Origin of the sequence: Streptomyces sp. NPDC051105, assembly GCF_040682795.1 — a bacterium.
Lineage (GTDB): Bacteria > Actinomycetota > Actinomycetes > Streptomycetales > Streptomycetaceae > Streptomyces.
Genome location: NZ_JBFBBR010000006.1, coordinates 25,317 through 42,537, shown reverse-complemented (window position 1 = coordinate 42,537; position 17,221 = coordinate 25,317). Strand labels below are relative to the sequence as shown.

The window sequence follows — 17,221 nt, the reverse complement described above, 5'->3', positions numbered from 1 at the left end:
CGCCGTCGGCCTTCAGCGCAACGGCGGGTACGCCCTGACGGGCGACGGCTTGACCTTCGCCACGAGGGGCGCCGGTGGGGTCGGCACGGCCGGAGAGTGCCGGTGGGCTGGGCACGGCCGGGGAGCGCCGGTGGGCTCGGCACCGCCGGGTGGCGCCGGTGGGCTCGGCACCGCCGGATGGCGCCGTGGGGGCCGAGCGCCGTCGCGGCGGGCAAAGAATCGAGCGGCGGAGAGAGAGCTGGGGGAGAAGCGGCTGGGGGGAGCGGCTGGGGGGAGTGACCGGAGGAAGGGGCCGGAGGGAGAGACAGGGGAGCGGCCGGGGGAGTGACCGGAGGAAGGGGCCGGAGGGAGAGACAGGGGGGGGCGGCCGGGGGAGGGACCGGAGGACGGTTCCGGAGGAAGGGACCGGAGGAAGGGACCGGAGGAAGGGAGCAGGGGGAGTGGGCGGGGGGAGTGGTCGGGGGGGTTGGGGGGTGTGAGCTGCGGTTTTAGGGGGTGGTTTGCCTTGAGGGGTGTTGGGTGCGTATGGTGGTAGATCGTTTGATCCCATTTGCCCGGCGCCACCGCAGAGCGCGCCGTGTGGCGCGTACTCTCCCTTGCCGTGGCGGACCGCATTGAGGCGGTCGTGAGCGAATCACGGAGTTGACGGGCGCGTGCCGAAGAGACTCCGGAAGGTTTCGCATTCGCATGTCCGTGTCCAGTACTGATCAGTTCGTCGTGTCCGAGAACAACGAGGACAACGAGCTGGTGACCCAGGTCTCCGAGGAGACCGCTGACACCACCGACACCACTGACACCATCGACACCCCTCAGGTCACCTTCGCCGACCTCGGTCTCCCCGAGGGCGTCGTGCGCAAGCTCGCGCAGAACGGTGTGACCTCCCCCTTCCCGATCCAGGCCGCGACCATCCCGGACGCCCTGCTCGGCAAGGACATCCTCGGCCGTGGCCGCACCGGCTCCGGCAAGACCCTCTCCTTCGGTCTGCCCACCCTGGCCACGCTGGCCGGCGGACGTACCGAGAAGAAGCGGCCCCGCGCCGTCATCCTCACCCCGACCCGTGAGCTGGCCATGCAGGTCGCGGACGCCCTCCAGCCGTACGGCGACGTCCTCGGCCTGAAGATGAAGGTCGTCTGCGGCGGTACGTCCATGGGCAACCAGATCTACGCTCTGGAGCGCGGCGTCGACATCCTCGTCGCCACCCCGGGCCGTCTCCGCGACATCATCAACCGCGGCGCCTGCTCCCTCGAAGACGTGCAGATCGCCGTCCTCGACGAGGCCGACCAGATGTCCGACCTGGGCTTCCTGCCCGAGGTCACGGAGCTGCTCGACCAGATCCCGGCCGGCGGCCAGCGCATGCTGTTCTCGGCCACGATGGAGAACGAGATCTCCACGCTGGTCAAGCGCTACCTGACCGACCCGGTCACCCACGAGGTCGACAGCGCCCAGGGCAACGTCACGACGATGTCCCACCACATCCTCATCGTGAAGCCCAAGGACAAGGCGCCGGTCACCGCCGCGATCGCCTCCCGCAAGGGCCGCACGATCATCTTCGTCCGCACCCAGCTGGGCGCCGACCGCATCGCCGAGCAGCTGCGTGACGCCGGTGTGAAGGCCGACGCGCTGCACGGCGGCATGACCCAGGGCGCCCGCACCCGGACGCTGGCCGACTTCAAGGACGGGTACGTCAACGCGCTCGTCGCCACCGACGTCGCCGCCCGCGGCATCCATGTCGACGGCATCGACCTGGTCCTGAACGTGGACCCGGCCGGCGACCACAAGGACTACCTGCACCGCGCGGGCCGCACCGCTCGCGCCGGCCGCACCGGAACCGTCGTCTCCCTCTCCCTGCCGCACCAGCGCCGGCAGATCTTCCGGCTGATGGAGGACGCGGGCGTCGACGCCGGCCGTCACATCATCAACTCCGGTACGGCCTTCGAGCCCGAGGTCGCCGAGATCACCGGCGCCCGTTCGATGACCGAGGTCCAGGCCGAGTCCGCGGGCAACGCGGCGCAGCAGGCCGAGCGTGAGGTCACCCAGCTCACCAAGGAACTGGAGCGGGCCACCCGCCGCGCGGCCGAGCTGCGCGAGGAGGCCGACCGTCTGGTCGCCCGTGCCGCCCGCGAGCGCGGCGAGGACCCGGAGACGGCGGTGGCCGAGGCCGCTGCCGTGGCCGAGGCCGCTGCCGAGGTGGCGGAGCAGCCGGCCGTCGAAGCGCCGGCCCGTCAGGAGTCCTCCTCGTACGAGCGTCCGCGCCAGCAGCGCGACGAGCGGGGCAACTACGAGCGCCGTGACCGTCGTGACGAGCGTCCGTCCGGTGGCTTCCGCCGCGACGACCGCCGTGACGACCGTCGTGATGGTGACCGTGGTGGCCGTTCGTTCGAGCGTCGCGATGACCGTCCGTCGGGTGGTTTCCGCCGGGACGACCGTCGTGACGGCGGGGACCGTGGCGGCTTCCGCCGCGACGACCGTCCGTCGGGCGGCTTCCGCCGCGACGACCGCCGCGACGACCGCGGTGCCCGTTCCTTCGACCGTCGTGACGAGCGTCCGTCCGGTGGCTTCCGCCGCGACGACCGCCGTGACGACCGTCGTGACGGTGACCGTGGTGGCCGTTCCTTCGAGCGTCGCGATGACCGTCCGTCGGGTGGTTTCCGCCGGGACGACCGTCGTGACGGCGGTGACCGTGGCGGCTTCCGCCGCGACGACCGTCCGTCCGGCCACCGGGGCAGCGACCGTCCCTTCAACCGCGACCACCGCGACGACCGTCCGGGCTTCCGCAGCGGCGGCCATGACCGCCCCTACGGCCGCCGTGACGACCACCGCGGCACCGGCTCCTTGGGCCGCCGTGACGACAAGCCGCGCTGGAAGCGCAACGGCTGACACCGAGTGACCTGAGGAAGGGCCCGTACGACGACCTGTCGTACGGGCCCTTCCGCGTTCCCCTTCCCGGACGGACCGGACACCGCCAACCGCCTTCTGTTCACGGGCAATTCACTATTGATATCTGTGTGCCGGTTGTTAACATCCTTTGACTTTTTTGACTTCCTGGGGGGTTCCTTGAGCCGGCATGCCCGGATCGCACTCACTCTTGTCAGCCTGGCCGCCCTCGGCGCCGGTTCGCTGACCACCGCGGGCACCGCCGCCGCGGACACCACCCCGACGCCGATCACGACGGACGGCGTCTGGGGCATCGACTACGCGGGTGGCTTCCTGACCACCGTGGAGAACACGCCGAGCGGCTACCAGTGGGTGATCGGCCGGAAGATCTCGGCCGACGGTTCCACGGTGCTGGAGAAGACGGACCGGGGATTCGCCGGCACGCTCGCGGGCGGCAGCCATGTCCAGCGGGTGCCGTGCGACGCGGGCCCGCAGGGCTGTGTGCCGATGCGCACCTTCGGCAACACCTACGTCGGCGACTTCATGGACGACGGCACCGGCAAGCAGACGGCCCAGATCTACCTGACCGACGACACGATGGACGGCGGCCCCGAGCCGGCCGTCACCGGCGGCCGTTTCGTCGACGCCACCGGCCGCTACTACGTCTACCAGGCATCCTCCACCGGCAAGCAGTACGTCGACGCGGTGAACCCGTACCGCTACGAGGACGTCCGGCTCACCCGGTCCGTCACCGCCGCCTCCGTGTGGGGTTCGACGCTGTGGACACCGGGCACCGGCAACGGCGTCGTCACCGGATACGGCCTGGAGGCGAAGAAGACGGTCGCGACGGTCTCCACCGGCGCTCCGTGCACGGTCAAGGAGCTCCAGGTCGTCGGCCGCTGGATCTACTGGAACTGCGGTCCGACGGGCGCCGCGGGCGTGTACGACCGTACGGCGAAGAAGAACATCAAGGTGCCCTCCGGCCCGGCGCTCGTCGGCGACGGCTACCTCGTCCGGCACGACCGGGCCGCCGGCAAGCTCATGCTGACTGACTTCCACACCGGGACCGCGGCCGCGGCGCGCGCGATCGCGGACCTGCCCGCCGGGAACACCGCCGACCAGCGACGGCTGACCTGGTCCGTGGACAAGTTCGGCGGCGACATCGCGTACGTGGGCCCGGACGACGTGATCCGGATCGTGCCGAGCGGTGTGCCGACGCAGTCCCTGACGGGGATCGAGTCGGATGTGGACGACTCGGACGAGGACGCCCGGGAAGGCGTCTCGGGCAGCACCACCTGGGACAGCCTCTGGCAGCTCAGCAAGCCCGCGAACTGGACCTTCACCGTGAAGGACAGCCACGGGCACGCCGACCGCACCATCAAGGGCAGCGGTACGTCGATCGACCTCGACTGGGACGGCACGAACGACACGGGCGGCTACCCGCTCAACGGTCCGAAGACCTGGACGCTGACCGCCACCGCCGTCGAGGGCTCGGGGACCTACACGACGAGCGGGAAGTTCGGCTACACCGGCGGCACGCAGGGCTTCCACGACCAGAGCGGGTACAGCTACGGCGACCTGGCCACCCTCAGCTCCTCCGGCGGTCTCACGCTGCACTCCACCACGGGCAACGGCAAGTTCAGCGGAAAGTGGGCGGCCTTCGGCTGGCCGGCCGGCACGGTCGCCGTGCCCTTCGGTGACATGAACGGCGACCGGTGCGCGGAGATGCTGACACGGATGCCGAACGGGGAGCTGCGCCGGTACACCGGCAAGTGCGGCGGCTCGTACCAGCCGTCCGACAAGCACACCTCCCTCGGCACCGGCTGGAACGCCTACAACGTCCTCACCGCTGCCGGTGACCTCACCGGCGACGGCCGTACCGACCTGCTGGCCCGGAAGGCCGCCACCGGGGACGTCTACCTGTTCGCGAACGACGGCGCCGGCAAGCTGAAGGCCGGGGTCAAGATCCGTACCTGGTCGGCGTACACGAAGATCGTCGGCGCCGGTGATCTGAACGGCGACGGCCTCGGGGACGTGCTGGCGCTCGACAAGGCGGGGACGCTCTGGCGCTACGACGGCACCGGGGCGGGCCAGGTGAAGGAGCGGGTGAAGGTCGCCGCACACTGGAACGCCTCGTACAACGCGGTCGTGGGAACCGGGGACATCACCGGGGACGGCAGGAACGACCTGGTCATGCGGGACACCGCGGGCAATCTGTACCGGCAGACCGGTACCGGCAAGGGGTCGTTCGCCGCCCGGGTGAAGATCGGGACGGGCTGGCAGGGATACAAGGGCCTCTTCTAGGCCTGTTTCCGGTGGGTTCCAGAGTGTTTTCAGCCACGCTGTGACGCATGTCACGCCCCCGGCGGGGGAATCGCTGGGGGCATGACAGATGACGCCATAGGCAAAGCGACCTCCGACGAGGAGCGGCTGGCCCAGCTCGGCTACACCCAGGTCCTGGCCCGCCGTATGTCGGCCTTCTCGAACTACGCGGTCTCCTTCACGATCATCTCGGTCCTCTCCGGCTGCCTCACCCTCTACCTCTTCGGCATGATCACCGGCGGTCCCGCGGTGATCACCTGGGGCTGGGTGGCCGTGGGCCTGATGACCCTCTTCGTAGGCCTCTCCATGGCCGAGATCTGCTCCGCCTATCCCACCTCGGCGGGCCTCTACTTCTGGGCCCACCGCCTGGCCCCGCCCCGCAGCGCGGCCGCCTGGGCGTGGTTCACGGGCTGGTTCAACGTGCTCGGCCAGGTGGCGGTGACGGCGGGCATCGACTTCGGCGCCGCGTCCTTCCTGGGCGCCTACCTGAACCTGCAGTTCGACTTCAAGGTGACCCCGGGGCGCACGATCCTGCTCTTCGCCGTGATCCTGCTCCTGCACGGCCTGCTGAACACCTTCGGCGTCCGCATCGTCGCGCTGCTCAACAGCGTGAGCGTGTGGTGGCACGTCGTCGGTGTCGCGGTCATCGTCGGCGCCCTGACCTTCGTGCCCGACCACCACCAGTCGGCGTCCTTCGTCTTCACGAAGTTCGTCAACGAGACGGGCTGGAGCAGCGGCCCGTACGTGGTCCTGCTCGGCCTTCTGATGGCCCAGTACACCTTCACCGGTTACGACGCCTCGGCGCACATGACGGAGGAGACGCACGACGCGTCGACGGCGGGCCCGAAGGGCATCGTCCGCTCGATCTGGACCTCCTGGATAGCCGGCTTCGTCCTGCTCCTCGGCTTCACCTTCGCCATCCAGTCGTACGACAAGGAACTGAGCTCCCCGACGGGCGCGCCCCCGGCGCAGATCCTGCTGGACGCGCTCGGCGCGACCACGGGCAAGCTGCTGCTCCTGGTCGTGATCGGCGCCCAGCTCTTCTGCGGAATGGCGTCGGTCACGGCCAACAGCCGCATGATCTACGCGTTCTCCCGCGACGGCGCGCTTCCCTTCTCCCGGGTCTGGCACACGGTCAGCCCGCGCACCCGCACCCCCGTTGCGGCGGTCTGGCTCGCGGCCCTCTCCGCGCTCGCCCTGGGCCTCCCGTACCTGATCAACTACACGGCCTACGCCGCCGTGACGTCGATCGCGGTGATCGGGCTGTACGTGGCGTACGTGATCCCGACCCTGCTGCGGGTCAGGAAGGGCGCCGCGTTCGAACGCGGGCCGTGGCATCTGGGCCGCTGGTCGGGGGTGATCGGCGTGATCTCGGTGGCCTGGGTCGGTGTCATCACCGTCCTCTTCATGCTCCCGCAGGTCTCCCCGGTCACCTGGAAGTCCTTCAACTACGCCCCGGTGGCCGTTCTCGCGGTCCTCGGCTTCGCCGCGATCTGGTGGCAGGTCTCGGCCCGGCACTGGTTCCTCCACCCGGACAGAGCACGCCACGAGGACACCGCCAAACTGGTCGATCTCTGACGCTCCGGGCCACTTCTGCCTCATGACGCGGCCGCGACCCCGATACCCGATCGGCGACACGGCTGCGTCCGGCTATGCTCGGGGAGGCAACATCGCCTGGGCCGTTAGCTCAATTGGCAGAGCAGTGGACTTTTAATCCATTGGTTGTGGGTTCGAGTCCCACACGGCCTACGCAAGAGGCCCCAGCTCGGAGGGATTTCGGGCTGGGGCCTCAGCCGTTTTCCAGGGCCTGAAGATCGTTAGCTCAGCCGAAGCCCAACCGAAGTGCAGGCAGCCAGGACACAGAGAGGCCCCGGCCGGACATGCTCGGCCGGGGCTGTGACGCGACCGTCAGGCGCGGGCTCGGACGATGAGTGTGCCGATGTGCCCGGCCTTCGGGGCGTCCACGCGCGCCCTGATCCTCAAGGCCATCGACGTCCTGGGCTGCCCCCCCCGGACGCACGAAAGCGGCCCCGCCCTCCCAGGACCGTCGCCGGGCGGGGCGGGCACGTACGGCGGGTTGGTGACCATGAGGTCGAAGCGACTGCCTGGGACGGCGGAGGCGAGGTCGCCGTGGCGGACGCGCACCGTCTGCCCGTTCAGGAAGGCGTTGCACCAAGTGGCCGTGAGCGCCCGCCAGGAGATGACCGCGGTGACCTGAGCACCGAGCCGGGCGGCCTCCACGGCGAGTGCACCGCTTCCGGTGTCGAGGTCCAGGATCTCGGTGCGGCTGGTGATCCGCTACCGGCGCAGCGCCCGGCCGAGCAGCCCGGTGTCGATCTGCGGACGGTAGACCCCCGGCGGGGCCCAGCAGCGGAACCGGGCAGCGGAGGTGAGGGATTCGACTGTCATCGTGGAACTCCCCCCTGTCAGCCGGACGGCTTCAGCGGCCGTTCGGCGAGCGCCTGGGCGACTCCGCAGAGGTTGTCGGCCATCGTACGGCCGGTGCTGTGCGCCCAGTCGCGGCCGCGTTCGTCGTCCAGGTAGTCCGGGCCCGGGCCAGGGCCGAGGTGCCAGTACGTCCACGCCTGGCCGGGGATCGTGTAGCCGATGTCCGCGAGTGCCCCGGAGATCTCGCTGATGACGTGGTGGGCGCCGTCCTCGTTCCCGGTGACGACCACCCCCGCGACCCGGTTGTAGGCGACGGGCCGGCCCTCGTCGTCGGTCTCGGACATCATCGCGTCCATGCGCTCCAGGACGCGCTGTGCCACCGAGGACGGTCGGCCGAGCCAGGTCGGCGAGGCGACGACCAGGATCTCCGATTCAAGGAGCCGTTCGTGCACGCCCGGCCACTGGTCACCGTCGCCGGCGTCCGTGACCACCCCGGGCGCGATGGCCAGATCCACGGCGCGCACGAACTCCGTCCGCACGCCGAGTTTGGACAGGCGGGCGGCGACCTGTGAGGCCAGTTCTTCTGTGTTGGAGGGCTCGGGGGATTTTTTGAGCGTGCAGTTGATGACGAGGGCTTTCACGGGGTCTGCTCCACAGGGGTGGGGGGATGCGGGAGTGCCGGACGGGGCCGGTGATGTCCCACGGGTACCCCTGGACAGCTGCCGTAACGAGGGAGCCCCCCCGTTCAGGGCGACTGGACCTCGCGCTTCTCCAGCGGCCGCACGGCCGGGCCCTGGAGGATGCTGCCGTCCGGGGCGAAGCGGGAGCCGTGGCAGGGGCATTCCCATGCCTGTTCCGCACGGTTGAAGGCGACGAGGCAGCCGAGGTGGGTGCAGCGGGCCGAGACGGCGTGCAGCTGGCCGCTGTCGTCCCGGTGGACGGCGCACTGGTGCCCACCGACCCGGATGACGGCTCCGTCTCCGGGGGTGAGGTCCTCGGGTGCGGGGGCTGTCACGGGTGGGAGCCGGTCGCCGACGAAGTGCCTGGCCACGTGCGCCTGGTGCTTGAGGAACGAGCCGCCCTCGCGGACCACGGAGCCCAGTCGGCGGGGATCGTACAAGCCCGCCCACGCGACTTTCCGGCCCTCGATGAGGTCGCTGATCAGCCGGCCGGCCATGATGCCGCCGCTCAGGCCCCACCCGCCGAAGCCGGTGGCCACGTAGGTGTGGCGGCTGCCGGGGTGGAGGGGGCCGACGAGGGGCACGGAGTCGGTGGAGTCGTTGTCCTGGGTGGCCCAGCGGTGGGTGAGCGTCAGGCCCGGGAAGTGGTCGGCGGCCCAGGCGGCCAGCCGGGCGAGGCGTTCCTCGACGTCGGCGGCGCCGGGGGTGAAGTGCTCGCCGGTGACGACGAGCAGACGCTGCCCGTCGGTGTGGGGGGCGCTGCGCACGGACCGGGTGTTCTGCTCGGGGGTGATGTACATGTCGCGCGGTGCCGCGTTCGCGTCCATGGTCCCCGCGACGACCAGTTCGCGGCGTGGGGAGAGTCGGGTGAAGAGCAGCGCACGGTCGAAGACGGGGTAGTGCGTGGCGACGACGACCTCGCGCGCCCGTATCTTGATGCCGAGGTCGGTGGACAGGACGCAGGGTTCGCCCTCGGTGAGGCCGGTGACACGGGTCCCTTCGTGGACGGTGCCGCCGCGGTCGCGGAGATCTGCGGCCAGGGCGTGCAGGTACTTCACGGGATGGAACTGGGCCTGCCCGGTCACCCGGACCGCTCCGGCCACCGGGAAGGGCAGCTCGGTGTCGGTGACGAACTCGGCCGGCAGGCCCGCTTCGCGCGCCGCCTCGGCTTCCGCCCGGAGCTGCGCGACATGCTCCGCGTCCTCAGCGTAGGTGCAGGCCGCCGCTTCCTCCCAGTCGCAGTCGATGCCGAGGTCGGCGACGGTCTCGGCGGCCCGGCGGATCGCCGCCGACTGCGACTCGGCGTACAGCCGCGCGCCCTCACGGCCGCGGGTGCGGCGCAGATGGTCGTAGACCAGGGTGTGGAGCGCGGTCAGCTTCGCCGTCGTGTGCCCGGTGACCCCGCCGGCGATCCGGCCCGCCTCCAGCACGGCCACCTTCCGCCCGCGCCGGGACAGCTCCCAGGCGGTGCTGAGCCCCGCCATGCCGCCGCCGACCACCGCGACATCGACGGAGATGTCCCCGGCCGGCGGAGGAGCGGGCTCACCACCCGGCGCGGTCTCGATCCAGTACGACCCCCGGAGTCCTTCATGGGCGTTCATTGCCGCCGAGTTCCCTCTCCGCCGAAGTGACACGCGCAGGTGTCCGAATGGGCGCCTGGCCCCGGGCCTGGTGAGCCGGTTGCGCGGTTGCGTCGCGGTACCCGGCAGCTGACCGAAGACCGATACGGGGCAGACACCCGGCGAGGATGCCCAGCATGGCGGGAGCAGGCACGCCCGGTCCGGGTACTCGTGCAACGCCGCCCCACGCGGCGGAGAAAGCGAGGGCACGAGCCATGACGAAGCCGATGCCGGGCACCCGCCCGGGGACCCAGAACCGTGGGGTCCGTACGAACCTGCTCGGGATCTACCTCAACGACCATCTGGCAGGTGCCACGGTCGGAGCCGCTCGCTCCGGGTTCGCGGCCCGGTCGCATCGCGACCCGCCGTTCGCGGAACCGTTGCGGCGCATCGCGGGCGAGATCGCCGAGGACCGTGCGAGCCTGCTGCGCATCATGGGGAGCCTGGGCGTGCCCAAGCGCCGTTACAAGGTCGCGGCGTCCGGCGTGGCCGAGCGGCTGGGGCGACTCAAGAGCAACGGGCGCCTCTACAGGCGTTCACCGCTCACCCTGGTGATCGAGCTGGAGTTCCTCCGGCTGGGGGTGAAGGGCAAGGAACTCGGCTGGCGCACGCTGCGCGCCCTGGCCGAGGCGGACGGCCGCATCGACGAGCGGGAACTCGACGTACTGATCGAACGGGCCGAGCGCCAGATGGGCACGCTGGAGGAGCTGCGCGTCAGGGCGGTCCGGGATGTCCTGCTCACCGGTTGACGCCGAGCGGGAAGCCGACGGGTTGGACGACATCTTCAGGGAACTCGAAATGTCGACCTCATCCCAAGAGAAGAGGGAAAGGATCAAGCATTGCAACCCTCAGCGGCCCCAGCAGCGGCGCAGCCGTAAGGGGGGTGGCGTGACACCGCAGGACAGCGGCGAGCTCAAGGCCCGCCAGATCGGGGAGACGGGCGAGGGCTCACGCCCTGGCACGGACAAGGGGAACAAGGGCGGCGGAGAGGGCGGCGGAGTGCCGCCGCACCAGCAGCCCGATCACTCCTGAGCCGCCGGGACCGCGTGACCATCGTGACCATCCGAGAGACGAACGAGGAGGAAACGAGATGCCTGCCGGATCGAGTTCCAAGCGGGAACGACAGTACGAGCACATCAAGAAGAGCGCCCAGGACCGGGGCGAGTCCGCCGGGCGGGCCAAGGAGATCGCCTCGCGGACGGTCAACAAGGAACGGGCGAGGTCGGGCGAGTCGAAGAGCGCGAGCAAGTCCTCGACCGGTGACCGCAAGTCCGCGTCCCAGCGCGGCGGGCAGCGCTCGCACAGCGGTGCGCAGGGACCGACCAAGGACCAGCTGTACGAGGAGGCCAGGAAGCGCAACATCGACGGCCGTTCCTCGATGACCAAGCAGCAGTTGCAGAACGCTCTCGGCCGTTGAGGGGGTGAGGCGGGTGCGGCCCGAGGTGGAGCGGATCGCGCAGCCCTGCGGCGACCTCTGGGACGCCGACCATCCCGGAGGTCACTCCTGTGCGACCACCCGGATCGTGTCCTGACTGCCCGTGCGGGCAGGCCGCGGCGCTCGATCAGCCGAGGGCCGGGACTTCGCGCGAGGCGGACGCGGTCCGCAGGCAGCGCCGCAGTTCCTCGGCGTACGGCAGGGCGACACCGCCCGCGATGATCGCGGCGAGCCCCGCGAGGTACGCGGCGGGCAGCGGGTGCTCCTTGGGCAGCAGCCGCCAGTCCTGCGGGTCCGGGCCGCCCCGCAGGGTCTTGCGGACCTGGTCGGCGTGCAGACAGGCGGTGAAGGCCAGCGCGGTGAGCGGCAGCACCTCCAGGAAGCTGTGGATGTGCTGCTCGATCGGGCGGACCTCCCGCTCCTTGACGGCCAGCGACACGTCGTACAAGGCCGTCGCGCCGTGGGCGAGCGCGGCGCCGCCCATCACGCTGAGCACCAGCGGGTTGACCCGGGCCAGCAGGCCCACGAGGACGGGGATTCCGGCCTCGGTCATCATCAGGGCATGGACCGCGGACTCCTTCGTTCCGCTGGTGTGCTCGATCCGGGTCCGCCGGTGCATCCACCAGTCGGCGAGGCCCGGCACCACCCACAGCGGGAGGGCGCCGAAGAGCAGGAAGCGGCGGCTCGCGTCCTCGACCGCAGTCGAGTCGGCCGGGATCCGCAGATCCTCGCCGCGGCGCCAGTCCCGCCAGGTCCGCACGTTTTGCAGGGTCTTCCGGGGCAGTGCGCGCAGCGCCATGGACACCTCCGTGACTTCGCTGTGGCCTGGACCTTCGTGCCCGCGAAGGCCCTCGTCCTCGGTACCCATCCTCCTGGCGGCGACACCACGCACAACTCGGCAGCCGCCGGTTACTCGGCAACTCCCCCAGACGGACGCGGTTCAGGAGGCACGATGGCGGGCTTCGGATATTCCTCTCCTGCGAGGAGCACAGCCCGGCGCAGCTCGTCGAGCAGGGGCGGATGGCGGTGGGTGTGGCAGTGCTTGATCCACATGGCCTGCACAGCGTGGGGGAAGAGCAGGTTGGGCTGCCGGGCTGAGCACGCATCAGTTCTGCCCTCCGGTAACCAGGGCGACGCACCACCGTTCGGGGCAATCGCCGTCGGCAGGTGGCTGGATGCGGACCATGGGCCCATGGGTCTTGGTCGGTGGATTCGCGGAAGGGTGCCGGGGCGATATCCGGAGTGGTACCGCGAGCGGCGCTCCTGGGAACTCGGTGAGGACGCCCGTGCCACGGTCTGCAAACTCCGGGCCTTGGTCAGCGAGCGTCGGCGCGCGGTGCAGGCTTCCGGCAGGCCGGACGGCCAGGCGATGCTGGGTGCGGCCGACGAGGAGATCGACTGCGCGGAGAAGACCCTGACCTTCGACGAGCACCGCCGGGCGCCGTTCGGGTCTCATGTCACCACGGCACAGGTTCACTTGAACACCGCACGCCTGCTCTGGTTGAAGTCGTTCCTCTCGTCCCCCGACGAGGTGGCTCCCTATCTTCCGGGACTCCTCGCCGTGGTCAGAGAGCACCTGGCCCGCGACGACCCACGCAGGGTCGCCACGGAAGTCGTGATGGAGAAGTACGGCCGCCGGCGAACCGTCGACGAGACGGATCTGGTCGTCGTCCTGGAAGCCGTGGACGTCGCGTACAGCCTGACCTTGCGTGAGAAGCTCCGTGCGGGCAGTTTCGTGCGCATCGTCTGTGGGGTGGCCGCCTTTCTGTTCGTCCTGGCGGCGGCGGTGGCAGTGCTGACCGCTTTCTTCCCGGACTCCGTTCCGTTGTGCTTCAACCCCTCACGGCAGAGTGCTGAGCCCGCCACGGATTCGAAGGTTCCTTATGTGATCGTCTGTCCCACGGGCAGTCAGGGCTCTCTCGACTCCACCGAACTCGACCAGAACTTCGCCGCCGTCACGTCATGGGGCGACTACCTCGTGGTGGAGATCGTCGGTCTGGTCGCCGCCGGAGTCGCGGCGGCGTCAGCGCTGCGGAAGATCAGGGGTACGTCGACCAGCTATCCGGTGCCGGTCGCCCTCGCGGCCTTGAAGATCCCCGCGGGTGCCCTCACCGCCGTGCTCGGTCTTCTCCTCATGCGCGGCGGCTTCGTGCCCGGGCTCACCGCGCTGGATTCCTCGGCCCAGATCATTGCCTGGGCCGTTATCTTCGGATACTCCCAGGAACTCTTCACCAAATGGGTCGACCGGCAGGGCCAAAAGGTCCTGGAGTCGGTCCGTGGTCCCCTGGATCCTCCGGCCGCCGCCGGCCGCACAACCGTCATCCCCGCAGCAGGGCCTGCGCCCCGTGCCGGATCGGCAAGGTCCCGCTCAGCCGACGAGGAGGCCGAAGGGTGATCAGTCGGTCCAAACGGCGGGTACGTGGAGCCTGTCCCAGGAATTCCTGCCCGGAATGCCGTCCGCGTCCTTGCCCGAGAATCCCAGCTTGTGCTGCCACTTGACGTAGGAGGCCCGGTCGGCGTCGCTCCACTGATAGTCGGGGCCGCCTGGGTAGGCCGAGCAGTTCTCCTCGATGAGGCGTTGGCCCATGGCCTCGATGATCGGGCTGGCCGTGTCCGGCGCGAAGAAGTCTGCACCCGGGAACGGCTGGTACTCGCCGGACGTCTCCGGTGCGGAGACGCGGACCCGCTGCCCAATCTGAATCACGTTCGGATTGGTGATCTCCGGATTCCACGCCAGGATTTGGTTCAGCGTCAGACCGTACATGGCGGCAATCTTGTTCAGGTTGTCGCCCTTCTTGACCGTGTAGTATTTCGTGGCTGTCTCACTCATATGGCCCATTCTAATAGGCCCCTGAAGGTGCGCAAATGCAGAGTCATTTGGCCTTCAGCTATTTATGCATCAACTGCTTGGCGGGGTCTGACGCCAGGGTGGTGGCCGCAGTTGTCTGCACAGTTTTCTCTGGTTGCCCTGGACGATCGCGTTTTTCTGGTTGCCCTGAGCACGGTCCCTGGCGACTGGACTTGGCTCCCGGAAATCCCGTAAAGGGTGCTGACACCAAGGGGGCATCCTCGTGAGGACGCCCCCCTTCGTCTGCCTCCGGCACCGCCTCTCCGCGGCCGACGCGGGGGACCGTTTCCTGCCCCGCCCCCGTATCCCTTCAGATGCCGTATTTCGATGGACAACCCCTGCGACAGGCATGCCATGAAGATCGCGGTCATCGGCGGTACCGGGCTGATCGGATCACAGGTCGTCAAGAACCTGACCGCCGCCGGGCACGAGGCCGTGCCGCACTCGAAGTCCACCGCGTCGACGTCATCGGCGGCCGGGGACCGGACGAGGTCCGGTTTCTCAGCCCGCGTTGAGTTCCGTCAGCTCGCCAAGCGGGAGCGTGTGCTGGGTGTGCAGGACCTTCGCGCGCAGGTAGCGGACGTTGTGCGCGGTGCGGAAGACACCGGTCGGGACGCGGTCGCGGACGGTGACGCCGAGGCCGCGCAACTGCTCGGCCTTGTCGGGGTTGTTGGAGAGCAGGTCCAGCTCGGTGATGCCGAGAGCGGTCAGCATCTGGGCGGCGGCGGTGTAGTCGCGGCCGTCCTCGGGGAGGCCGAGGGCGGCGTTCGCCTCGTAGGTGTCGAGGCCCTGGTCCTGGAGAGCGTAGGCGTCGAGCTTGTTGTAGAGGCCGATGCCGCGTCCCTCCTGGCGCAGGTAGAGCAGGATGCCACCGCGTTCCGCGATGCGCTCGACGGCCTCGCGCAGCTGGGGTCCGCAGTCGCAGCGGGCCGAGCCGAAGACGTCGCCGGTCAGGCACTCGGAGTGCAGCCGGACCAGCGGGAGCGTGCCGGGGGTGGGGTCCCCGAGGACGACGGCCACATGTTCCTGGCCGTCGGTGAGGCCATGGAAGGTGACGAGTTCGGCGTTGACGCTGTAGCCGTCGGTGAAGCGCAGCGGAACCCGGACGCGGGCGCGCTGAGTGGCGGCGGGGAAGTCTGGCATCGGGTTCTCCTGTGTCCGGGTGGAGGACGGCAGCGGCCTCTGCTTCAGATTTGAAGCAGATCCACGGCTGGAACCCTATCCATGTTTTAAATTTGAAGCAACAGGATTGTGCGGGAATATCCACGAGGTCTCGTGGCGGGCCGAGGTCCTACGAGGGACCGGAACAGGGCGACGACCGGCGCCGCCAGGGAACCTCGTCGGAGGTCGGCCGCGGGGTCGTCGCGTCACCCTCCAGCGCCCGCGCGATCACCGAGCTGATCTCCTCCAGCTGGGTCACCTGCTCGGCGGAGAGATGGTCGAACACCGCCGCCCGTACCGTCTCCACATGTCCCGGCGCGGCGCGCTCCAGCACGGCGAGGCCCTCGTCGGTCAGCAGCGCGAAACTGCTGCGCCTGTCCCACTGGCAGTCCTCGCGCCGGATCAGCCCGTCCTTCTCCAGCCGGGTCACCGCGTACGTCAGCCGGCTCCGGGTGATCTTCGACTTCTCGGCGAGGTCGGTCATGCGCAGCTTGTGCTCCGGTGCCTCGGAGAGACTCACGAGGATGCCGTAGTACAGATGCGGCATGCCGGCGTCCTGCTGGAGCTGCCGGTCCATCGCGTCGTCCAGGAGGTGCGTCGCCGAGACGTAGGCGCGCCAGGCGCTCTGCTCCTTCGGCGTCAGCCAGCGAGTCGTCATGCAACCAGTGTAGGTTTGTTTCAAAGTTTAACCAAGCCTGCCCGTCGCCCTCGGGAGTGAGCACGTCCGATGCCGTACCCCTACGTCCTGCTGTCCGCCGCCGTCTCCCTCGACGGCTACCTCGACGACACCGGCCCGGAACGGCTGCTGCTCTCGTCCCCGGCCGACTTCGACCGCGTCGACGAGGTACGGGCCTCCGTCGACGCGATCCTGATCGGCGCCGGCACCATCCGCGCGGACAACCCGCGGCTCCTGGTCAACGACCCCGGGCGGCGCGCGGCCCGGGTCGCCGCGGGCAGGCCCGAGTACCCGCTCAAGGTCACGGTCACCGCGACCGGTGACCTCGACCCGGACGCGAAGTTCTGGCACACCGGCGGCGAGAAGGTCGTGTACACGACGGAGGCGGGCGCGGCGCGGATCCGCGGCCTCGGTATCGCCGCGGACGTCGTCTCCCTGGGCGCCGACCTCGACTGGCCCGCGCTGCTGACGGACCTGCACGGGGCGCGGGCGGTAGGCCGGCTGATGGTCGAGGGCGGCGGCACCGTCCACACCCAGCTCCTCCAGCAGGGCCTGGCCGACGAACTCCAGCTGGTCCTGGCCCCGCTCTTCGTCGGCGACCCGAAGGCACCGCGCCTGTTCGGGCCGGGCGGGTACCAGGCCGGACGGCTGCGGCTCCTGGAGAGCCGCCGTATCGAGGACGTCGTCCTGATGCGGTACGAGCCCACCGCGCCCGGCGCGGGTGCGGTGGCGTCCGCCGCGGACCGGCACTGGCTGCGGCTCGCCTGCGAGTTGGCGGCGGACTGCCCGCCCTCCCGGACCGCGTTCAGCGTCGGCGCGGTCGTGGTCGCGGCCGACGGCACGGAACTGGCCCGCGGCCACTCCCGGGAGGCCGGCGACCCCGTCGTGCACGCGGAGGAGGCGGCCCTGGCCAAGATCCCTCCGGCCGACCCCCGGCTGGCCACGGCCACCGTCTACACCAGCCTCGAACCCTGCACCCACCGCGCCTCCCGGCCGCACCCCTGCGCCGAGCTGATCCTCCGGGCCGGGGTGCGGCGGGTGGTGACGGCGTGGCGCGAGCCGGACACCTTCGTCGAGGCGGCCGACGGGACGGGGATGCTGCGGGAGGCGGGGGTGGCGGTGCTGGTGCTGGGCGCCTACGAGGACCTGGCGAAGACCCCCAACGCGCACCTGCTGGGCTGACCTTGTAGGTCGGCCGCTTCGTTGGCAGGAGGTCCT

14 protein-coding genes, 1 tRNA gene and 3 pseudogenes are annotated in these 17,221 nt (G+C 70.0%); 10 read left to right on the top strand and 8 right to left on the bottom strand.

The features are described 5' to 3' along the window. The first annotated feature begins 687 nt into the window (after positions 1-687). The 4 genes from AB0N16_RS16490 to AB0N16_RS16475 all read left to right on the top strand — a co-directional run bounded on the left by AB0N16_RS16490 (position 688) and on the right by AB0N16_RS16475 (position 6,945). The gene (locus AB0N16_RS16490; protein WP_365797215.1) at positions 688-2,877 is read left to right on the top strand and encodes a DEAD/DEAH box helicase; all 2,190 of its coding nucleotides are present in this window, start codon (positions 688-690) and stop codon (positions 2,875-2,877) included. A 177-nt stretch (positions 2,878-3,054) separates the two neighbouring features. Continuing rightward, entirely contained in the window at positions 3,055-5,178 is a 2,124-nt protein-coding gene (locus AB0N16_RS16485; RefSeq protein ID WP_365797213.1) for a VCBS repeat-containing protein, read from the top strand. Positions 5,179-5,259: 81 nt separating this feature from the next. After that, positions 5,260-6,774, top strand: coding sequence for an amino acid permease (locus tag AB0N16_RS16480; RefSeq protein ID WP_365797211.1), 1,515 nt, complete (start codon positions 5,260-5,262; stop codon positions 6,772-6,774). Positions 6,775-6,872: 98 nt separating this feature from the next. Further along, positions 6,873-6,945 (top strand) — tRNA-Lys (locus AB0N16_RS16475). Between the two features lie 159 nt (positions 6,946-7,104). Here AB0N16_RS16475 and AB0N16_RS16470 read toward each other — a convergent pair. From AB0N16_RS16470 to AB0N16_RS16460, 3 genes are all read right to left on the bottom strand, one after another. After that, positions 7,105-7,473 (bottom strand): methyltransferase, encoded by a 369-nt coding sequence (locus AB0N16_RS16470; protein ID WP_365797861.1) that lies wholly within the window; start codon positions 7,471-7,473, stop codon positions 7,105-7,107. Positions 7,474-7,622: 149 nt separating this feature from the next. Continuing rightward, positions 7,623-8,225: a flavodoxin family protein gene (locus AB0N16_RS16465; protein WP_365797209.1), complete on the bottom strand. Its 603-nt coding sequence runs from the start codon at positions 8,223-8,225 to the stop codon at positions 7,623-7,625. 104 nt (positions 8,226-8,329) lie between these two features. Then, positions 8,330-9,865 (bottom strand): FAD-dependent oxidoreductase, encoded by a 1,536-nt coding sequence (locus AB0N16_RS16460; protein ID WP_365797207.1) that lies wholly within the window; start codon positions 9,863-9,865, stop codon positions 8,330-8,332. 233 nt (positions 9,866-10,098) lie between these two features. Between AB0N16_RS16460 and AB0N16_RS16455 the strand changes: the two genes are divergently transcribed. The 3 genes from AB0N16_RS16455 (at position 10,099) to AB0N16_RS16445 (ending at position 11,300) form a co-directional block, all read left to right on the top strand. Beyond that, the gene (locus tag AB0N16_RS16455) at positions 10,099-10,632 is read left to right on the top strand and encodes a hypothetical protein (protein ID WP_365797205.1); all 534 of its coding nucleotides are present in this window, start codon (positions 10,099-10,101) and stop codon (positions 10,630-10,632) included. Positions 10,633-10,771: 139 nt separating this feature from the next. Beyond that, on the top strand, positions 10,772-10,915 hold the full coding sequence (locus tag AB0N16_RS16450; protein ID WP_365797203.1) for a hypothetical protein: 144 nt from the start codon (positions 10,772-10,774) through the stop codon (positions 10,913-10,915). A 58-nt stretch (positions 10,916-10,973) separates the two neighbouring features. After that, the gene (locus AB0N16_RS16445; RefSeq protein WP_365797201.1) at positions 10,974-11,300 is read left to right on the top strand and encodes a plasmid stabilization protein; all 327 of its coding nucleotides are present in this window, start codon (positions 10,974-10,976) and stop codon (positions 11,298-11,300) included. 145 nt (positions 11,301-11,445) lie between these two features. Here AB0N16_RS16445 and AB0N16_RS16440 read toward each other — a convergent pair whose 3' ends face one another. Next, on the bottom strand, positions 11,446-12,117 hold the full coding sequence (locus tag AB0N16_RS16440) for a diguanylate cyclase (RefSeq protein ID WP_365797199.1): 672 nt from the start codon (positions 12,115-12,117) through the stop codon (positions 11,446-11,448). Between the two features lie 423 nt (positions 12,118-12,540). On the opposite strand from AB0N16_RS16440, the gene AB0N16_RS16435 reads away from it, so the two are divergent. After that, positions 12,541-13,713, top strand: coding sequence for a hypothetical protein (locus tag AB0N16_RS16435; protein WP_365797197.1), 1,173 nt, complete (start codon positions 12,541-12,543; stop codon positions 13,711-13,713). Here AB0N16_RS16435 and AB0N16_RS16430 read toward each other — a convergent pair. Beyond that, positions 13,714-13,968: pseudogene (locus AB0N16_RS16430) on the bottom strand (peptidoglycan-binding protein); the annotation flags it as partial. A gap of 36 nt (positions 13,969-14,004) precedes the next feature. After that, positions 14,005-14,148: pseudogene (locus AB0N16_RS16425) on the bottom strand (LysM domain-containing protein); the annotation flags it as partial. Between the two features lie 372 nt (positions 14,149-14,520). Between AB0N16_RS16425 and AB0N16_RS16420 the strand changes: the two are divergent. Further along, positions 14,521-14,657, top strand: a pseudogene (locus tag AB0N16_RS16420) (NAD-dependent epimerase/dehydratase family protein); the annotation flags it as partial. 10 nt (positions 14,658-14,667) lie between these two features. On the opposite strand, the gene ribA reads toward AB0N16_RS16420, so the two are convergent. Both ribA and AB0N16_RS16410 read right to left on the bottom strand, forming a co-directional pair. After that, on the bottom strand, positions 14,668-15,309 hold the full coding sequence (gene ribA, locus AB0N16_RS16415) for a GTP cyclohydrolase II (RefSeq protein WP_365797195.1): 642 nt from the start codon (positions 15,307-15,309) through the stop codon (positions 14,668-14,670). Between the two features lie 148 nt (positions 15,310-15,457). After that, a complete protein-coding gene (locus AB0N16_RS16410; protein ID WP_365797193.1) occupies positions 15,458-15,985 on the bottom strand; it encodes a MarR family transcriptional regulator in 528 nt (175 codons plus the stop codon). 69 nt (positions 15,986-16,054) lie between these two features. On the opposite strand from AB0N16_RS16410, the gene AB0N16_RS16405 reads away from it, so the two are divergent. Next, positions 16,055-17,185 carry a dihydrofolate reductase family protein gene (locus tag AB0N16_RS16405; protein ID WP_365797191.1) on the top strand — a complete coding sequence of 377 codons (1,131 nt, stop codon included), beginning with the start codon at positions 16,055-16,057 and terminating at the stop codon, positions 17,183-17,185. Positions 17,186-17,221: the final 36 nt, after the last annotated feature.